Origin of the sequence: Shewanella algicola (assembly GCF_014648035.1) — a bacterium.
Classification (GTDB): Bacteria; Pseudomonadota; Gammaproteobacteria; order Enterobacterales; family Shewanellaceae; genus Shewanella; species Shewanella algicola.
The window spans coordinates 1-18,862 of record NZ_BMQI01000010.1 but is presented as its reverse complement, the minus strand read 5'-3'; the positions used below and the strand labels follow the sequence as shown (position 1 = coordinate 18,862).

15 protein-coding genes and 3 pseudogenes are annotated in these 18,862 nt (G+C 43.5%); 7 read left to right on the top strand and 11 right to left on the bottom strand.

The annotated features are described in order from the left end of the window. From IEY42_RS05990 to IEY42_RS05975, 4 genes are all read left to right on the top strand, one after another. Complete coding sequence (locus IEY42_RS05990; protein WP_188924401.1) at positions 1-723, top strand: SapC family protein; 723 nt, start codon at positions 1-3, stop codon at positions 721-723. A 72-nt stretch (positions 724-795) separates the two neighbouring features. Then, the gene (locus IEY42_RS05985) at positions 796-1,755 is read left to right on the top strand and encodes a cupin-like domain-containing protein (RefSeq protein WP_373292792.1); all 960 of its coding nucleotides are present in this window, start codon (positions 796-798) and stop codon (positions 1,753-1,755) included. Between the two features lie 45 nt (positions 1,756-1,800). Then, positions 1,801-3,294 carry a tryptophan halogenase family protein gene (locus tag IEY42_RS05980; RefSeq protein ID WP_188924399.1) on the top strand — a complete coding sequence of 498 codons (1,494 nt, stop codon included), beginning with the start codon at positions 1,801-1,803 and terminating at the stop codon, positions 3,292-3,294. Between the two features lie 7 nt (positions 3,295-3,301). After that, positions 3,302-4,024, top strand: a complete 723-nt coding sequence (locus tag IEY42_RS05975; RefSeq protein WP_229779940.1) for a DUF6445 family protein — start codon at positions 3,302-3,304, stop codon at positions 4,022-4,024. Position 4,025: 1 nt separating this feature from the next. Here the strand turns inward: IEY42_RS05975 and IEY42_RS05970 are convergent, their stop codons facing one another. Beyond that, positions 4,026-4,529 carry a DTW domain-containing protein gene (locus tag IEY42_RS05970; protein ID WP_188924398.1) on the bottom strand — a complete coding sequence of 168 codons (504 nt, stop codon included), beginning with the start codon at positions 4,527-4,529 and terminating at the stop codon, positions 4,026-4,028. Between the two features lie 191 nt (positions 4,530-4,720). Between IEY42_RS05970 and IEY42_RS05965 the strand changes: the two genes are divergently transcribed. Further along, complete coding sequence (locus tag IEY42_RS05965; protein ID WP_188924397.1) at positions 4,721-5,335, top strand: LysE family translocator; 615 nt, start codon at positions 4,721-4,723, stop codon at positions 5,333-5,335. Between the two features lie 8 nt (positions 5,336-5,343). Further along, positions 5,344-6,342, top strand: coding sequence for an NADH:flavin oxidoreductase (locus IEY42_RS05960; RefSeq protein WP_188924396.1), 999 nt, complete (start codon positions 5,344-5,346; stop codon positions 6,340-6,342). On the opposite strand, the gene IEY42_RS05955 is transcribed toward IEY42_RS05960, so the two are convergent. The 5 genes from IEY42_RS05955 to IEY42_RS05935 all read right to left on the bottom strand — a co-directional run bounded on the left by IEY42_RS05955 (position 6,339) and on the right by IEY42_RS05935 (position 14,436). Further along, positions 6,339-6,695 carry a hypothetical protein gene (locus tag IEY42_RS05955; RefSeq protein ID WP_373292788.1) on the bottom strand — a complete coding sequence of 119 codons (357 nt, stop codon included), beginning with the start codon at positions 6,693-6,695 and terminating at the stop codon, positions 6,339-6,341. The genes IEY42_RS05960 and IEY42_RS05955 overlap by 4 nt on opposite strands. A gap of 60 nt (positions 6,696-6,755) precedes the next feature. After that, positions 6,756-9,962, bottom strand: coding sequence for a DEAD/DEAH box helicase (locus IEY42_RS05950; protein WP_188924395.1), 3,207 nt, complete (start codon positions 9,960-9,962; stop codon positions 6,756-6,758). 399 nt (positions 9,963-10,361) lie between these two features. Beyond that, complete coding sequence (locus IEY42_RS05945) at positions 10,362-10,676, bottom strand: hypothetical protein (RefSeq protein WP_188924394.1); 315 nt, start codon at positions 10,674-10,676, stop codon at positions 10,362-10,364. Between the two features lie 138 nt (positions 10,677-10,814). After that, positions 10,815-11,849 (bottom strand): HupE/UreJ family protein, encoded by a 1,035-nt coding sequence (locus IEY42_RS05940; RefSeq protein ID WP_188924466.1) that lies wholly within the window; start codon positions 11,847-11,849, stop codon positions 10,815-10,817. Between the two features lie 634 nt (positions 11,850-12,483). Then, positions 12,484-14,436, bottom strand: coding sequence for a monovalent cation:proton antiporter family protein (locus IEY42_RS05935; protein WP_188924393.1), 1,953 nt, complete (start codon positions 14,434-14,436; stop codon positions 12,484-12,486). A 161-nt stretch (positions 14,437-14,597) separates the two neighbouring features. Here IEY42_RS05935 and dgcS point away from each other — a divergent pair, with 161 nt between their 5' ends. Beyond that, positions 14,598-15,482: a diguanylate cyclase DgcS gene (dgcS, locus tag IEY42_RS05930; RefSeq protein ID WP_188924392.1), complete on the top strand. Its 885-nt coding sequence runs from the start codon at positions 14,598-14,600 to the stop codon at positions 15,480-15,482. Between the two features lie 233 nt (positions 15,483-15,715). Here dgcS and IEY42_RS05925 read toward each other — a convergent pair whose 3' ends face one another. The 5 genes and pseudogenes from IEY42_RS05925 to IEY42_RS05910 all read right to left on the bottom strand — a co-directional run bounded on the left by IEY42_RS05925 (position 15,716) and on the right by IEY42_RS05910 (position 18,729). Then, positions 15,716-16,693 (bottom strand): transposase, encoded by a 978-nt coding sequence (locus IEY42_RS05925; RefSeq protein WP_188924391.1) that lies wholly within the window; start codon positions 16,691-16,693, stop codon positions 15,716-15,718. 86 nt (positions 16,694-16,779) lie between these two features. Further along, a pseudogene (locus IEY42_RS05920) lies at positions 16,780-17,085 on the bottom strand (transposase); the annotation flags it as partial. A 264-nt stretch (positions 17,086-17,349) separates the two neighbouring features. Then, positions 17,350-17,796, bottom strand: a pseudogene (locus IEY42_RS05915) (transposase); the annotation flags it as partial. A 90-nt stretch (positions 17,797-17,886) separates the two neighbouring features. After that, a pseudogene (locus IEY42_RS22345) lies at positions 17,887-18,045 on the bottom strand (transposase); the annotation flags it as partial. A gap of 54 nt (positions 18,046-18,099) precedes the next feature. Further along, positions 18,100-18,729, bottom strand: a complete 630-nt coding sequence (locus tag IEY42_RS05910) for a tetratricopeptide repeat protein (RefSeq protein WP_188924390.1) — start codon at positions 18,727-18,729, stop codon at positions 18,100-18,102. Between the last annotated feature and the right edge of the window lie 133 nt (positions 18,730-18,862).

Genomic DNA, 18,862 nt, shown 5'->3' with positions numbered 1-18,862 from the left:
ATGAGCCAACACGTATTATTGAACAGCATCGACCATAAAGACTTAAAGGTAAATACCAGCCGCTCTGCCGCCTTAGGCGACAACCTGTGGTTTAGCGTCACTTTTCCGCAAGAGTTTCGCAGTATTCAGGCTCATTACCCTATTTTCTTTCATAAAGATGCCGCTACCGGTCAATTTTATTCGGTGGCCTTATTTGGGTTTGCACAAAATGAAAACCTGTTTTTAACCGATTCAGGCTGGAATGCCTCTTATGTGCCGCTCAGTGTGCGCCGCCAGCCCTTTTTAATCGGCCAACAAACCGTGCGCGAAGATGGCGTAGAGCGTCAACAACGGGTGATTCATGTGGATTTAGATCATCCAAGAGTGAGTCAAACTGAAGGCGAAGCATTATTTTTACCTTACGGCGGTAACACCCCACTATTAGATGAAGTCGGTGAAATGCTGGAAATTATTCATCACGGTCTTATCGACAGCCAGCGTTTTATTGACGCGCTCATTGAGCATGAATTACTTGAGTCATTTACCTTAGATATCGAACTCGACAACGGTAAAAAACATCAAATGATTGGCTTTTACACCATTAACGAAAATACCTTAGCCACACTGTCTGCCGACACGCTCGCCACCTTGCATCAACAAGGTTACTTGCAAGCCATTTATATGGCGCTGGCTTCACAAAGCACAGTGCGCGATTTACTTAACCTTAAAAATGCTCAAGGCTAAGGAATAGCGCTGATGTCCAATGACACATTAACAGCCGTCGACTGCGTCAGCGATTGGACGTTAGCGCAAGTAATGGCGCACATAGAACAGGCCGACAAACCCATGGTATTTAAAGGGTTATGTCGTCATTGGCCTTTAGTGCAAGCAGGGCTTGAATCGTCCGACAAAGCATTAGACTATTTACGCCAGTTTTATCAAGGTTATGCCGTTACCGCCTACCACATAGCGCCAGAGCAACAAGGGCGAGTGTTTTACAATCAGCAACTCGATGGTTTTAATTACCAGGCTGGCCGACTTGATTTTAATCAGCTACTCGCCCGCTTACAGCAAGAAAATGCCAGCGCTAATCCTACCGGCATTTACATGGGGTCTACTGATATTCATCAATGCCTGCCTGGGCTTGGTGAGCAAAACAGCCTTAATTTACAGCCTATTAATCCACTGACCAGTATTTGGTTAGGCAACAAAACTAAAGTGGCGGCCCATTTTGACTTTCCGCTAAACCTGGCCTGCAACGTAGTGGGTAAGCGCACTTTCACCCTGTTTCCACCAGAGCAAATCTGCAATCTTTATGTTGGCCCAATGGAGTTTGCTCCTGGCGGGCAAGACATCAGCATGGTGGACTTTGATAAGCCAGATTTTGAACGTTTCCCTCAATTTCAACAGGCGTTAGATACGGCGTTAACTGCAGAGTTAATGCCGGGTGATGTGTTATTTATCCCTAGTATGTGGTGGCACCATGTACGCGGCATAGACGATATTAATGTGCTCATTACCCACTGGTGGCGTGATACGCCAGGTTATTTAGGTCGTCCTAATAACGCATTATTGCATAGCATGTTAAGCCTTCGCTCATTACCAAAGGCGCAGCGCCAGGCGTGGAAAGCGATGTTCGACCATTACATCTTCGATCATGATGATGTAGACGACAGTTATATCCCAGATACAGCTAAAGGCATGTTATCCAAACCGTTAGATGAGTTAAATGCGCGTAAGTTACGTGCAGATTTAATCAATAAATTAAAACGATAATGCTAAATACAGCAAGAAACTAAGATATTAAACAGGAAGCCCGAGATGAATAAATCAATCAAAAAAGTCGTCATTGCTGGCGGCGGTACTGCAGGTTGGATGGCCGCAGCCGCGTTTAGTAAACTCATGGGCAAAAACCTTGATATTGTATTAGTTGAGTCTGACGACATCGGCACTGTCGGCGTTGGTGAAGCAACCATCCCTACCCTGCACATTTTTCATCGATTATTAGGCTTAAAAGAGCAAGATGTCATGGCCGCCACCAATGCCACATTTAAACTGGGGATCCAATTCGAAAACTGGCATGACGTCAATAAAGACTATTTGCACTCGTTTGGATTCTTAGGCAAAGACTGCTGGGCATGTGGCTTTCAGCACTTTTGGCTTAAAGGCAAGCAGCAAAGTATGGTCAGTGAAATCGGCGATTACTGCACAGAGCATTTAGCCGCGCGCCAGGGTCGTTTTGCAGTATTACCCAATCAAGATTACAACCATGCATACCATATGGACGCCAGTTTATACGCCAAATTCTTACGCAAATTTGCCGAGCAACACGGTATGAAGCGCATTGAGGGTAAAATTGCCGATGTATTACAGCATGATGATTCAGGCAATATTAAAGCGTTACAGCTTGAAAATGGCGACATCATTGACGGCGATTTATTTATCGACTGCACCGGATTTAAAGCCTTACTGATCGAACAAACGCTAAATACAGGCTTTGAAGATTGGAGCCACTGGTTACCGTGCGACAGCGCCATAGCGGTACAAACCGAAGCGGTACAACAGCCTATACCTTATACTCGCTCTATCGCGCATCAATCGGGCTGGCAATGGCGTATTCCGCTACAAACCCGTACAGGTAACGGCTTGGTGTTTTGCAGCAAATTTATTTCGGATGCCGACGCCACCGAGTTACTGCTCAATAACATTGAAGGCCAACCGATTAATCAACCGCGCGTGATTAAATTCAAAACCGGCACGCGTCGTCAGCACTGGCACAAAAACTGTGTTGCGGTTGGCTTATCAGCAGGCTTTTTAGAGCCACTCGAGTCCACCAGCATTCATATGATCCAGCGCAGTATCGTGCGTTTATTGCAACTGTTTCCGGCGCATGACGTCATTCAGGCTGACGTCGATGAATTTAACCAACAAACCAAAATTGAAATGGACAATATTCGCGACTTTATTATTTTGCATTATAAGGTTACCGACCGTGAAGACAGCCGTTTTTGGCGCTACTGTAAAAACATGCCAATTCCCGCCTCATTGCAGCATCGTATTGATATGTTTAGTCAATCTGGCAAAGTTTATAAATACGGTAATGAGCTGTTTGGCGAAAGCTCGTGGATACAGGTGATGATGGGGCAAGGCTTGATACCTAAAGAATATCACCCGATTGTCGATTTAATGGAGCCCGCTGAGTTGCAAAGCTTTTTAAACAACATTAAAGCCACGGTTAAACGCAAAGTCGATACCCTGCCAGTGCATCATGACTTTGTGCAACACTATTGCAAGTCAACCACGATGCAAGGCTAAACTAACGATGTCGTCGCAAGCCACTCAACCACTAATACAGGTCAATCCTATTGCGCCGCAAGTGCAGTTGATTGGCCAACAACAAACACCAGTTATTGTGATAGATAATTTTGCAGGCGATATCTCTGAGTTGATTGATATCGCACTTAATGACAGTCAATTTAACCAGAATAAAAGCTCGTTTTATCCTGGTCAACGTACTGCACTGCCAAGGCAATATATTATCGATGTGCTTAACGCGGTATTTCAGCTTATTTACGATGTGTATCGTATTCCAACCACCCGGCGCTTAAAACCGCAACAAGGGGTATTTTCGTTAATCGACACCCAAGCAAAAGACCTGGTACCACTGCAATGTTTACCCCACTTTGACACACCTAATCCATATTACTTTGCCATTTTGCATTACCTTAATGACGGTCCCCATGGCGACACTGGATTTTTTAGGCATAACGCCAGCGGTTTTGAGCGGATTAATAACGACAACATTGACTCATACTTTACCCAGGCACAGCCTTTTGTAGATCAAATAACCCAATCAAGTCCGCGTTATTGCGTTACCAGCAATGAGCATTACAACTTGTATCATCGGGTAGCATATCGGCCAAATCGGGTGGTGATTTATCCCGGCAACTTGCTGCATTCAACCCTAGTCAATCCAGATACCGACATCGATGCCAACCCGAAAACCGGTCGCCTTACCGCCAATATCTTTATCGATTTTCAGTAAACTAGCGCTCAATAAACCCTTTTAAGCATTCAGTCAGTTGTTGCGCTAACTCTGGTTCTCCCGCTTTTTCAAGCAATAATGCCACGCACTCTGCGGTGCATAACCCGCCCTCAAGTTGATTTCGCCTTAGCGGATAAATAGAGGCATGTGTTGGCTGTAATCCCACTTTAACTACGCTTTTAAGATAGGGGCTTTGATTGTACATTTTACGGGCTTCTTGCCAGGTGGCGTCAAGCAACAACAAATAGTCGAGATGGGGAACACAATCTTTTACAGGCGCATTTAACAGTCTTGCAGAGTCTACACTCACGTTTAGCGAATCATCATCGGTTGGAAACACTAAACCCACACGTCCAGCCTCAATGGCCGCCAGTAATGCCATATCAGGCTGCTTACGATGCCACTCAATCACACGAGCGCGATCGCCTAACACTTGCAGCACTAATTGGCCGGTGTTACTGGCACGAAGTAACTCTCTTGAGTGGGTTAATAAGATAATTTGCACAGCAATTCCTAACGCATTCTATACACCTGAATAATCACGCAATGTAACATATCTCCCCTCTAATTTTCAGACATAATGGATTACATAATTGATGCTTTATCGCGCCATGTTCTATATGAACTTAAGATATAATTACTAACAATTGGCACAGGTGCCATCCACCATAATAAAAACAGAACTGAAAAACATTAATGGCTTACCAACAGATTATCGCGTTATTTTTTACCATGCTGGTTTTGGCCATTGTGCCAGGCCCGGCAGTGTTTGCAGTGGTGTCGCGCTCATTCTCTAATGGCTTTTCTCATGGGGTCGCGATGACAATTGGAGTGCTGCTTGGCGACTTTCTGTATATCTTATTGGCTCTGTTTGGTTTATCTGCCATAGCCAATGCAATGGGGCCTGCATTTGAACTGATTAAATATGCCAGCGCCTTATATTTGTGTTGGCTTGGCATCAGTATGCTGCGCGCAACAGCACATGGCGTTCAACTTGTTGATACGGCTAAAGCCAGTTTAACTAAAAATGTTTTCACTGGCATTTTAATTACTTTAGGTAACCCTAAAGCGCTGATTTTTTATGTGAGTTTTTTCCCCGCATTTGTGCCTATGTCTCAAGTCAACTTGTTGGATGTCATCATTATTTTAACCATCGCCACAGCTGCTTTTGGTTCGGTAAACCTCGCTTATGCTTACCTGGCATCTGGGGCTAAACGAGTGTTTACCTCAACCAAAGCTGCCAACATCATTAATCGCACTGCGGGCAGTATTATGCTGCTTGCAGGCATCTTGGTTGCCATTACCCTATAGGATTTTCAATGACTGCACTGCGTTTTACCCCGTTAACCTTAACCAACGGATTAACCTTTAAAAATCGTTTAGTGGTACCGCCTATGGCATCTCAAACCGCAAACGAAAATGGTTTGGCAACCGACAAAACCTTTAGCCATTATCACAATTTAGCTCTATCGGGTGCTGGCCTTGTGATGGTTGAATATAGCCATGTGAATCTGGCTGGGCGAAGTGAGAAAAACCAACTCGGGGCCCACGATGATGCGTGTTTACCAGGGTTAACCCAGATAGCCAGTACACTGCATAATGCTGGCGTTAAAACCGGCTTACAAATTACCCATTGCGGCGGTAAAGACAGCGCTGGCATTAGCTGCGATATCATGGGGCCTTCTGGTATTACGGTGCCCGCATACGACCGTGTATTACCTACGCCACGGGCCGTGACACTAGATGATATTAATCAATGGCAACAAGACTTTGTAGCAGCTGCAATACGGGCCGACAAAGCCGGCTTTGATTTAGTTGAAATCCATTGTGCTCACGGTTATGGCATTAATCAGTGGTTATCGCCATTGGCCAATCAACGTGAAGATGAATACGGCGGTAATCTTGAAAACCGCGCTAGAATATTAATTGAAATAGTGACTCAAATTAAACAAGTCGCGCCGAGGTTAGCGGTCATGACTCGCATTCCGGGCCAAGACGGATATCCTGGTGGTTTAACTCATGCAGACATGGCGCAGGTGAGCCAATGGCTAGTGACTGCGGGTGTTGAAATACTCAATATATCATCAGGTATTGGTGGCTGGAATCGTCCTAAAGATAAACGCGGCGAAGGCTTTTTAGTCGAAGATGCCGCGCCGTTAACCGGCAAAACTACTGCGGCGGTTATTGGTGTTGGCGGCATTGAAAGCGTGGATTACATAGAAACCATTTTAGCCACAAGCCAAGTGGATTTAGTCGCAGTAGGTCGAGCTATTTTGGCCGGCCCAGTGGAGTTTGCTCACAAGGTGATGCAAGGCTAGTCATTATCTGGTGCATTGACTGTCGGCGATATGATGCCTTTAAAAATCAGCGGGTAGCGTCTTACCCGCTGACCAATATCTTCACTCATCACCTGCCTGTAGAGCAACTCAATATCATCACTGTCTTCAAACACCAGTAGCAGTCTATCAATGGCGGTGTGTAGCCCCTTTTTCAAAAAAGGCTGTGCTTGAAATTCTGCAATGTTGTGTCTAACAATGGCGATTTTGTCAGGATGACGGCGCAGCTCAGCAAACACTTGCTCAAAGTAATCCATATGCAGCGCAGGCGTAGCACGATTGCCACGTCTTGACCTTGGTGCACCAGAACCGCGTTTATAATACATTGATGGCAAAGCTGTAACCTCAAATTAGCTCGCGTTTACTCAAAATGATCAACACCTAAAGACTAAGCTTTAACTCAATAGCGCCAATAAATCCTCAGCGTTACCCTGCCATGGCCCTTGAGTGCCATCGGATAAAATGCTGTCGGCTAAACCTTGTTTATGCTGCTGCATTTCCTGAATTTTCTCTTCAACCGTGCCCTGGGCAATTAATTTGTACACAAATACCGGATTGAGTTGACCAATACGGTGGGCGCGATCGGTTGCCTGACGCTCTGCTGCAGGATTCCACCATGGGTCGAAATGAATAACCGTATCTGCCGCAGTTAAATTAAGCCCTGTGCCGCCCGCTTTTAAGCTGATTAAAAACACCGAGTTGTCACCTTCTTGGAAAGAATCAATCTGAGGTTGGCGGTCGAGTGTTTGGCCGGTTAATTTACTGTAACTAATATTCAAGGTTTTGAGCTCATCTTCAATCAGCGCCAGCATGCCGGTGAATTGACTGAAAATAAGGATTTTACGACCTTCTTCAATCATCTCGGGCAGGTTTTGAATTAACCAAGTGAGTTTAGCGTTGTCTTTCACTTGCTGCGCCTGTTCTAGCTTAACAAGGCGCGGGTCGCAACAAGCTTGACGTAATTTTAATAACGCGTCTAAAAACTCAATATGGCTACTCGACACGCCTTTTTTAGCGAACAGTTCGCGCAGCTTTTTCTCCATCACTAAACGGATAGACTCGTAAAGATTACGCTGATCTTTTTCGAGTTCGAGTGTTTGAATAATCTCGGTTTTCTCTGGCAGCTCAGACACCACTTCTTTTTTGGTGCGGCGCAACATAAACGGCGAAATACGCTTACTCAGCAATACTGATTTCTCAACATCCGCTTGTTTTTCAATTGGGCCACGAAACTCTTTATTAAAGTAAGTGTGTTGACCTAATAACCCAGGTAAACAGAAATCCATTAACGATTTAAGTTCGCCAAGGTGATTTTCAAGCGGGGTGCCAGACAAACACAAACGGAATTTACCCTTTAAGGTTTTGATCACTTGGGTAACTTTAGCCTGGGCATTTTTAATCTGCTGGGCTTCATCCAAAATGATATGGTCGAACACATAATCGCTATAAATGGCTTCATCGCGCAGCATTAACGGATACGTTGTCACTACCACATCAAAGTTATCGATTTGTTCTAACAATGGTTGGCGTTTATTGCCATGAATAACCACCACATTAAGTGACGGGGCAAATTTGTTGGCTTCTTTAAGCCAGTTACCCACCAAACTGGTTGGGCACACAATTAAACTGGTGCGATGCGTCTTGGCTTCTTGCTTGGCTTTCAGTAAAAAGGCCAGCGTTTGAATGGTTTTACCTAAGCCCATGTCGTCGGCTAAAATACCGCCCAGTTGGTACTCTTTTAAAAAGCACAGCCAATCAAACCCTTGTTTTTGGTAATCACGCAGCGTGGCATTTAACCCCACTGGTAACTCAACCTCTGTTACCCCTTTAAACTCTGCTAGTTTTGCCGCAAGGTTGCGCACCCGCTCGCCATTAAGTAAACGTACATCGCTGGCAGATAAATCATTAAGAATGTGGGCACGGTTACGTGGTATAGCAATTTGGTCACCTGAATTGCGATTAAACAACTCTTGAATGATTGAAATCAGCGGCTTAATGGTTTTAGCTTTAATTTTAATAAAGCCACCATTAGGGCCTGGTAGCAGTAATTCATCGTCATCTGCTGGCTCACCATTTTGTTGCAGCCAACGGGCAACTAAGGCTAATAACGGTACATTTTGGCCTTCAATATCGGCGCTTAGCGACAGCGAAAACCAGCCAGACTCGTCATCGTCAACCAAATCAACATCTAACTGCGCATCGACAATTTTTAAGTCAAAATCATCTTCAAACTCAATGTCTACACCCAACGCCGTTAATGCATCAAGGCCGTTTTCAGTTAAGTCAGACCATTCGAAAATCGATTCAGGCAATAAACCAACACTTAAAAAGTATTCAGGTTGCTTACCATACTCACTCGGAATAAACGTCACTAAGCCGGCTTCAGTTAACGCTTGTAAAATGGCGAGCTCTTGGTCGACTTGACGATGCACTTGATATTGAACACTGCCCTTTTTAACCAGGCTAATACGTTCTGGTTTCAATGAGGCATTAAAACTGACATCACCATAATGCTGCTCAACCCGGATCACCGGTTGCAATACAGGATTATTGGCATAGATTTCACGAGTAAAAATCAGTTTGGTTTTGAGTGGGTCGTTGATTTCGCAAAAATCAATTTCGCTTGGCACAGGCACAGTTTTAGGCGAAAAGTGTTGCAGCATTTTGTGGCTAATTTGGTCCACTTGAGCCAATGGTACAGGCGGCATATGTTGCAATAAACTAAGCTTTTTGGCCGATAAATCAGTGTCGATTTTGCCTAAGCGTAGGTAATCGAGTTCGGCATATAATGGTGGCTCGGTGGCAATAAACTCCCAGTTTTCAAGACCAGGCATGCGCATTTGCATTTGTGTGTGCTTTTTATCCATCTCACACCAAATAAACTCAGGCGCAATTGATTTTGCCCAGGTTAACGGGGTACGATTTTCTTCCCAAAAGCACACTTGTTCCGCAAGCATTTTGGTTAAGGCTAAATAGGATATTTCGCCGTCGATATAGATTTTTGAACCGTGATTATTAGATGAAAGTAATAAACTAATAATTTGCTTGTCTTCAGGGGCAATCCACCACGGCATACTGTAACGAATATCGGTTAACGCCAGCTTACTGCCTTTGTTATATTGACCTTTTTTATTGAGTTTACTGCGCTTAAATTCGACAAAGATACCGTTTGGATCGCTAGACAGCACATAAATAATGCGGTCTTTCTCTTCTTCCTCATCTTCAAAGTCAGTCACCGTTTTTTGCTCGTCAAGCTGACGTAACCACTGGTGGATACGCTGCTCTTCTACGGGCTTTTTGTCCACCAGCGCCAGCATCGCAGCGGCAACGTGTTTGCAGTTGGTGCGCACAGGGCAAGTACAATGCGAACGCATTACAATTTTGTGGTTTACATTAACGAGGGTGATTTCTTGACGGTAAGGCTCATCTGCAGAGCCTTCGACATAAGCTTCGATATCATGGTTATTACTGCTGGCAGTCACTTCAAGTACTCGACCCTGGATCAAGTAGTTTTGTGCTTTTTGAATTTGCGTGGCCGAAAACAATTTCGCAATCATCTCTAATGAAAGCTTAATGGGAAGATTAAACAGTTTCGCCGACATCAATATACCTAATAAAAACCCAGCAGAAATTATCACTGCTGACAAAAAGTTAACTTACCATTCTATGGAAGAAAACATGTAATATCTAGCTTTTGCGTATGGTTATCGATGAATTATCGACGAATAAATCCAAAAGCCGTATGCAGATTGATACGAATATCAACGAGCAAGGGTTTACCGTTTATGACTCTGCTCGGTTAATTAACAAAAGCCAGCCTTAGCATTGATTGACAAAGAGGGCAGGACTGTACTGCTAGTGCGCCAAATGTTATGGCTTAAGCGAGATTTGTCTTGATATCAATAGCGCTGAGTAAACGCACCATTCACCGCAAACAGAATGTAGTGCCTAGAATGATAAGGTATCTGCCGATAGGACAGGCTAAACCTCTTGCGACGCGTTTAATTAGTCCAAGGCTCAGCAATGATGGTTACCGTTAAAAAGATCAATGTTGGTGATAAAATTAATAGAGCTTTCAAGCGACTGAGACGTTGACGCATTTGTTGCAACGCTGGGTCGTCAATATTTGCCAGCTTACCAGAATTAAAAGACTCCATGACAAACAACGACGTATTGTGGCGCCCTCCTCCTGCGTTACGACCAAGCGCATCACAGTGTTGGTATTCATCAGGGTAATGCTGTTGAATATACAGGTAAATACTGTGTGTACACTTATTCAGTCGATAAATAGCAAATGTCGCTGCTATGAGTGTCACTATTGTTCCAATAATTGTAACCAATACAACTTCTACCTCTATTTAATTGAATATTAACGCCACCTGCATGCTAATTTGCTGATGGCCATATTATTTAACGGATACTAATGAGGCTGTCGTTAAGATGAATGAGCATGTTTAAAAACGCTCTACCGACCATTGAACCGCCATTATACCAATTGCAACCGAGCCTATTTGCATGCCCCACACACGATACCATTGTTGATGGCGGCAAAAAATCAGAATGGGTAACACTACGGCTAAAATGGCTAATTGGCCCACTTCAACACCCAAATTGAACGCTAAAATGGCCAATAACTTTTGATTTTCAGGTAATCCCAACTCACCAAGCACACCGGCAAAACCCATACCGTGCAACAAACCAAAGCCAAAAGTTATCCAACCTAGGCGCAATACAATCGGCCAAATATTATTAAGCGCTGCAAATAAGACCGATAAAGCAATGCCAAGTTCAACCCAATGGCTACTAAAATCTAAAATACCTAATGCTGTGGCCGTTAAAGTTACCGAGTGAGCCAAGGTAAATGCCGTAATAATCCATGCAGTTTGTTTGAATATTTTTATTGGGCTTTCAATTGCTTGCCAAATTGTTTGCTCGCGAATAAGCACGCAAGTTAATAATAAGGCCAATAAAAATAAAATATGATCAGTGCCTTTCCAAATATGAATCATTCCTTGGTACACATATTCAGCGAAGGTGTCGTAGGTTGAGCTCTCGGTCAAATTCATCAGTAATGTACGGTTATCGTTACTAATAACCCGTGTATATTGATACTCGGGAGTATCAATCGTCACAATTGATTTATGGTCGGTATCGACATCAAAAAAAGCTTGATAATCGATTTTTAGCGCGCCACCACTCTGGCATTGGCCACTAAATGATGTAACTAAATAATCTTCGTTAACATGTTGGTCAACTTGCTGGGCGACATCAAACACCAGTTTGCAGTCTTGATTGCGACTTATGATTAAATTTGATTGTAAATATTGGGTTACCGCAAGCTGATTGCGCTGTAGCTCGCCCCAGGTTAACTGGCCATTTTGATTCTGGTCGATATCAATCACTTGATAAAGATCGAAAAAACGTACTTGCCAGGCGCCCTGCAATTGCCCTTGTTGATCTAAGTTTACCGACAAATAACTGGTACTCATTTGATGAGCAATGCTGGCGTGACTGATAATCAATAGGCTTAGCAACACCACACTTTTAGCTGCGGTAAAAAACCACTTAGTTAGATTCACAGTGTATTCCTTTTACTGGCAACGGCTTAAACCGTCTCTTTGGTTTGTTCATGTTTGAGCAATAAATGTGCTTATTCAAGCAAAGCGCGATCGTTAATTTTCCTTGATATACGCCTGTATACTTTGGCCAACCCGTTCAGAGTTAGAAATCATTAAGAGCCTTTCAGCGAGGGGCTAAATCTAGCAAGAGTGCATTATCTTGCAGCGGATTTCTGTTAACCACATCACCTAGCTTATCAATTACTTGTTTACGGTTATTTTGTACACCTGCTCAATAGCGCGCACAGCCAATCCACTTGATTAAAATGCATTAACGCATTATCAGGCAAGCCTTATCGCATCACCATATTGACCAATATTGCACTATCTCAAACGGTTCTTGTTGATTAATGGATTGATAGATTTAGAGACATTGATGGTGATGCTGTAATTCCCGCGCATACAAAAAATAAGTTTTGCATCGGGGCTTTGTTGGCAAAATAACATCTGCAATTGGATTGCGTTGTCACTTTGAGCCATAAAAAACATTGACGCAGAACGCCCCCTAGCCTTGTAATAAATACTCTTCGGCTTTTTCAATGCTGCGCGGTTTGCCCACTAGCATCAAAATATCATTACGCCTTAAAATCCAATCCGCTGGTGGTGGGTCGATTTCTTCACCACGCCGACGTACGGCTCTTAGTTCAACATCTAAGGTTTGCCACGGAATATCCGCCACCGTTTTCCCGACCGCACTGGCGCCATTAGCCAACGATACTGCGTGCAATAAGTCGAGGGTAAAATCGGTTTCGGTACCGGAGAAAAAACCGTGTAAATACTGGTAATGGTTACGACGCTCTGACTCTAACCGTTTAATAATCCGCGCTAATGGTACGCCGCATTTAAATAATACCTGCGACACCAACATTAAACTGCCCTCAAGAGACTCTGGGATAACTTGCGTCGCCCCAGCCTCTTTAAGCTCATGTAAATTACTATCATCGCGAGTGCGCACTAAAATTTTCACTTCGGGAGCGAGCTTTCTGGCTACCGCAAGACACTCTTCTGATTGCCTTGGCTCACAAAATGTCACCACCACAAGGCTAGCCTGACGAATACCCATTTTCTTTAATAACGCCATACGACAAGCATCACCAAAGTATATGTTTTCTCCTGCCGCTCTAGCCTCTGTCACACGCGTTGGATCAAGGTCCATCACCATATAGGGTACGGCTTCGGTTTTTAAAAATCGGGCAATGGTTTGCCCCACTCGGCCGTAGCCTAAAATCAGCACTAAATCATTATCATCACTCACAGGCAAACGGATTTCTACCGGTTCATCTTGTGGTTTGTTGTTTCCGCCGGTGAGCTTTTTGGCAACATCAACACTGTGACGAATTAACCATGGCGCTATCGACATTGAGATCACTGCGACCGCCACTAATACGGTACTGACTTCGTTTTCAAGCAATTGATAATTCACTGCCAGTGCCAATAACACAAAGCTAAACTCACCCACCTGGCCCAAACTAATCGCGGTACTTAATGCTATTTTAGCTTTCTCGCCCACTAGTTTCAGTAAACCATACACAATAACTATTTTAGCCAACACCACACTGATTAAAATAAGCAGCACTTGCCACCAATATTGCATCACTAAATTAAAGTCGAGCAACATGCCTATAGAGATAAAAAACAGTCCCATCAACAAATCACGAAACGGCCTAATATCGGCTTCTAACTGTCTGCGATATTGACTCTCACCTAACAACATACCGGCAATAAATGCCCCTAACGCCATGGACAACCCCAGCCACTGGGTAAACGCGCCGGTAACTAATGCCACCACTAAGGTTGAAAGTACAAACAGCTCATTTGAGCGTGACCGCGCGACTTCATCAAAAATACGCGGCAATATCCATTTACCAAACGACATTAAGCCTAAAAAGGCCAAAATACCGGACAACAGCCCCCAGGCTATGGCGTTAAAGCTCATTTGGGTGCCATCATTGGCCAATAACGGCATTAAAATTAACAAGGGTACGACGGCTAAATCTTGAAATAACAACACACTGACCGATAACTCACCATGGCGCCGACGCAACCAGCCTTGTTCATTCATCAGTTTTAATACAATGGCGGTTGATGACAACGCAATCGCCGAGCCAATGACCACAGCTGCCACTAAGTTTTGCCCTACTAACATGGCAACCCCACCGGCCACCAATGCAGTCACAATCATTTGCGCGCTACCCAAACCAAACACAGTGCGGCGCATTGCCCATAGCCTCGGCACCGAAAACTCAAGCCCGAGGGTAAACATCAACAACACGACACCAAGTTCGGCAACTGACTGCATTTGCAACTGGGTAAACCAATGAAAGCCACTAGGGCCGCTCACCACACCCGTTAACAAGTAGGCCAATATGGCAGGTAAACCAATACGGCGTAATAATGCAATCGCCACGATCGCAATCACAAGCATTGAGAGAATATGAATAAAAATGCTGTGTTCCATTACGGTATAGGCTCCTTGTCAAAAAAATGTCGAAAGGGAATTTACGAATAGCTAACCTCTACAGTAAATCATCAAACAACTAATAAATATAGAATTTTTTTCATAGGCACGATTATTGCTATAAACAAAGTAATTAGTTGTCACGTACTGGAGAAAATACCATGGATTTTGCACTCGCTACAGAGTTGTATCCTGAAGATTACTGGTACCGTTCAGACGCTTACTTGAATATGGACTCTGATTTAGATCTTATTCAAGTTATTCAACAGCTACATGGAAGTTTAGATCCTAGGACAGTTTTTGCCTGTTTCGGCAAAATTCTAGGACAACATTTGCCGATTAAAGGATTACAGTTGACCCTAGACAAACAAAAATTTGTTTGGGGACGTCATTACGGTATTGAACTGCAACGAACGGTTGCAGATAAACAAGACCAATTTAACATGATTTATCAGCTTGCGACTCCACTCAGCACGGCTCAATTAAATACGTTAAGTCGATTAGAAGAGATATTGATTCAGCCCTTAAACAATGCACTTAAGTATCAAAGCATGTCTACACAAGCCATGTTTGACTCATTAACAGGCTTAGGCAATCGCTATTATTATAACCAAGCTATTGTGACAGCATTGGCACGGGCTAATCGATACCAAGGTCAAGTGTCATTGGTGGTGATTGACCTGGATAAATTTAAGCAACTTAACGACATACATGGCCATAAAGCTGGCGATTATGTTTTAGTGGGCTTTGCCGAATTAATTAACGAAGCCATTCGTAATACCGACCAGGCATTTAGAATTGGCGGTGACGAGTTTGTGATTATCACTCAAGGTGACACACAAGCTGCTGAAATAGTCTGTCAGCGAATTATTGACATGATGCCAAAACATGCTCAATTAACCGAATACGACATAAAATGCAGCTTAGGGATTGCCGAATCCATCCCAGAGCAACTGGCAGACAACTTATACGACCGCGCCGATAAAGCCATGTATGCCGCTAAAGCCGCAGGTCGCAATGGATATCGCATCGATGTAGGTGACTAACCACATTAAAGCTGCCACCCATGATTGTATAGATAAGCATAACGACTTTTATTTTTAATCATCTGAGCACTAATCTACGTATTTCGTATTGCTCAAATCGACAAATTCAATCTAAAAATATGACCACTTAAGATTATACGAAGGCTGCAGGGGGGAAAACGCTAAACGTAGCGCACGTCTAGGGACCTGATATCAATCAAGCAGTGGATAAACAATATTTTTAGTCTGTTTACTTAAGCTTGCAGCCAGCGCTGACAATTTGCAGCGCCTTGTCGTCGTTTTCGCTCTAGATGCTCACAGTATTCGGTTAACGCAGGCAATGCACCGACAGCACCTTTAAATAATGCACCAAACTCTGTAGTGATTTTAAGCCAATTCTCTGCAGGGATGTTGAGCCTATTCAGAATGCCCTGACTGCTTGAGCTAATTGCGCCACGCTTATCTTCTCGAATAATGCGGCCAGTATCTTCAACCAGTACAATGTAGTCTTTCACGCTGAACATGAGTCCGTTAGGCATATTGAGTCGCTCATTACCCACAAACGGTAATAGTCCTGATGGTTGCTCCCCTTTCATTGCGGAGTGTATACGTCGTTGAATACTGGTGTAATCAGAGGTTTCTGGGGTTGCGGCCATTTTGGCTCTGACAGGGTTTAAATCGACATAAGCCATACAAGCTAATACTGCAGCTTCATCAAGCAGTGCCTGAGACTTAAAACGTCCTTCCCAGAATCTGCCTGTACACTTATCTTCTTTATTGGCCATTCTGGCGATGGGTTCACTGAGTGAGCGCATAAACCAACTGATATCAATTAAGCGCTTACGGTATTCAGTAATGCATTCATTAACCGTTTGAAGTTCAAACTGGTTAAGGTCTTCCTCTTTAAGGTATTTGTGCGTGAGTAACGTGCCCTTAAAGCCCTTGTGCCATTGAATGAGCACTTCTTTATCTGACCACTGTTTTGCTTTATCAGCATCGACTTTCAACACTACATGCAAATGGTTACTCATCACGACATAAGCACAGATATCGATAGCAAAAATGGTCGCCAATTCAAGAATGCGTGAATCAACCCACTCGCGCCGATGCTCAAAGTTATCACCTGTTGAATTATCAATTCCACAAAGAAATGCCTTACGCACCACACGCGAACAACAGTGATAGTAAGGTGTATCTTCTAGGCTAACGATAGTTTGTCTTGGTCTGGCCATCTTAGATAACCTGTCTGAGTTAAAGGTAACTAAGCCTAGTTGGTTGTTCGATATTTATCCACTTGGGGTGGGTGGCCATGTTATTTTTCTCCTTTAAAGCCTTTGTGCCACTGTATAAGCACTTCTTTATCTGACCACTGTTTCGCTTTGTCTGCATCAACCTTTAACACTATATGCAAGTGGTTACTCATCACAGCATAAGCACAGATATCAATAGCAAAGATGGTCGCTAACTCAAGAATGCGCGCATCTACCCATTCGCGCCGATGCTCAAAATTTTCGCCCGTTGAATTATCAATTCCACAAAGAAATGCCTTACGCACCACACGCGAACAACAGTGATAGTAAGGCGTATCTTCTAAACTAACGATTGTCTGTCTTGGTCTGGCCATCTTAGATAACCTGTCTGAGTTAAAGGTAACTAAGCCTAGTTGGTTGTTCGATATTTATCCACTTGGGGTGGGTGGCCATATTATTTTACTAAGCCTAGTTGGTTGTTCGATATTTATCCACTTGGGGTGGGTGGCCATGTTTTAAACGATAGTTTGTCTTGGTCTGGCCCTTTATCTTAGATAACCTGTCTGAGTTAAAGGTAACTAAGCCTAGTTGGTTGTTCGATATTTATCCACTTGGGGTGGGTGGCCATGTTTTACTGTTCTGGCGATGGGCTCACTGAGTGAACGCATAAACCAACTGATATCAATTAAGCGCTTACGGTATTCAGTAATGCACTCATTAACCGTTTGCAGTTCAAACTGATTAAGGTCTTCCTCTTTTAGGTATTTGTGCGTGAGTAACGTACCTTTAAAGCCTTTGTGCCACTGTATAAGCACTTCTTTATCTGACCACTGTTTCGCTTTGTCTGCACCAACCTTTAACACTACATGCAAGTGGTTACTCATCACAGCATAAGCACAAATATCTATGGCAAAGATGGTCGCTAACTCAAGTATGCGTGAATCTACCCATTCACGCCGATGCTCAAAATTTTCGCCCGTTGAATTATCTATTCCACACAAGAATGCCTTACGTACCACCCGTGAGCAACAGTGGTAGTAAGGCGTATCTTCTAGGCTAACGATAGTTTGTCTTGGTCTGGCCATCTTAAATTACCAGTCAGAGTTAAAGGTAACTAAGCCTAGTTGGTTGTTCGATATTTATCCACTTGGGGTGGGTGGCCATGTTTTATTATTTTTAAGAATGCGCGCATCTACCCATTCGCGCCGATGCTCAAAATTTTCGCCCGTTGAATTATCAATTCCACAAAGAAATGCCTTACGCAACACACGCGAACAACAGTGATAGTAAGGTGTATCTTCTAGGCTAACGATAGTTTGTCTTGGTCTGGCCATCTTAGATAACCTGTCTGAGTTAAAGGTAACTAAGCCTAGTTGGTTGTTCGATATTTATCCACTTGGGGTGGGTGGCCATGTTTTACTGATTTTGCACAGGCGCTTGATTGTTCTTTCATGCTCTTTACCTACTAAACCAACGTTTTGGTGAAAACTAAAACCTGATTTTTTAACCTCGGCTGCGTCGAGCGCTTTTTTTGCTTCGGAGCCGTCATTATTAATAAGTGCTTTGGAAGCATGCCATTTGTAATAATCTAATGGGAAAGTAAGCCTATCAATGTGCTCGTTCAACACGTTGAGCGCGTTGGCATACTCATTTTCAATTTTTTTTGTTGCCACCAAATATGGATAATCAAGATATACCCCTGTTTGGTGATTTGGAAAATCTCTTTCTCGCTCTAGTATCTCTTGGTAGGCGGAAATACCTTTTTCAAGGTTATCTAGCGCGATAAGAGCATCTGCCTTTGCCAACAAGGCTCTAACGTCATCATATTGATCTTTTCTCGATTCGAAATATTCATCTACTAAGCGAAGTGATATTTCTGGGTGCCTTTCAGTCAGAGTTAGAGCCTGAATTACCAGGTATTGATCCCTTTGCGATCTCGCTCTCTTTAACTTCGAGTAGAAATTCTCTTCGATTGATTCGTTCCAATCTTTATTTCTATACCAATCGTCAGATGACACGATGATTCCTTTGCATGTAACACCGTTTTAAGCGGCGCTGCCCGCTCTTGGCAGTGTCCGCTTGAAAACTTTTGTGTACGCCCAGCATGGGCATGAACTAATGAGGTGAAAGTCCTCTGTAGGAAGGTCACCG

Coding starts and splice junctions, on each gene's coding strand:
- IEY42_RS05990 (WP_188924401.1), top strand. CDS start 1: ATGAGCCAACACGTATTATTGAACAGCATCGACCATAAAGACTTAAAG.
- IEY42_RS05985 (WP_373292792.1), top strand. CDS start 796: ATGGCGCACATAGAACAGGCCGACAAACCCATGGTATTTAAAGGGTTA.
- IEY42_RS05980 (WP_188924399.1), top strand. CDS start 1,801: ATGAATAAATCAATCAAAAAAGTCGTCATTGCTGGCGGCGGTACTGCA.
- IEY42_RS05975 (WP_229779940.1), top strand. CDS start 3,302: ATGTCGTCGCAAGCCACTCAACCACTAATACAGGTCAATCCTATTGCG.
- IEY42_RS05965 (WP_188924397.1), top strand. CDS start 4,721: ATGGCTTACCAACAGATTATCGCGTTATTTTTTACCATGCTGGTTTTG.
- IEY42_RS05960 (WP_188924396.1), top strand. CDS start 5,344: ATGACTGCACTGCGTTTTACCCCGTTAACCTTAACCAACGGATTAACC.
- IEY42_RS05950 (WP_188924395.1), bottom strand. CDS start 9,962: ATGTCGGCGAAACTGTTTAATCTTCCCATTAAGCTTTCATTAGAGATG.
- IEY42_RS05940 (WP_188924466.1), bottom strand. CDS start 11,849: ATGAGTACCAGTTATTTGTCGGTAAACTTAGATCAACAAGGGCAATTG.
- IEY42_RS05935 (WP_188924393.1), bottom strand. CDS start 14,436: ATGGAACACAGCATTTTTATTCATATTCTCTCAATGCTTGTGATTGCG.
- dgcS (WP_188924392.1), top strand. CDS start 14,598: ATGGATTTTGCACTCGCTACAGAGTTGTATCCTGAAGATTACTGGTAC.
- IEY42_RS05925 (WP_188924391.1), bottom strand. CDS start 16,693: ATGGCCAGACCAAGACAAACTATCGTTAGCCTAGAAGATACACCTTAC.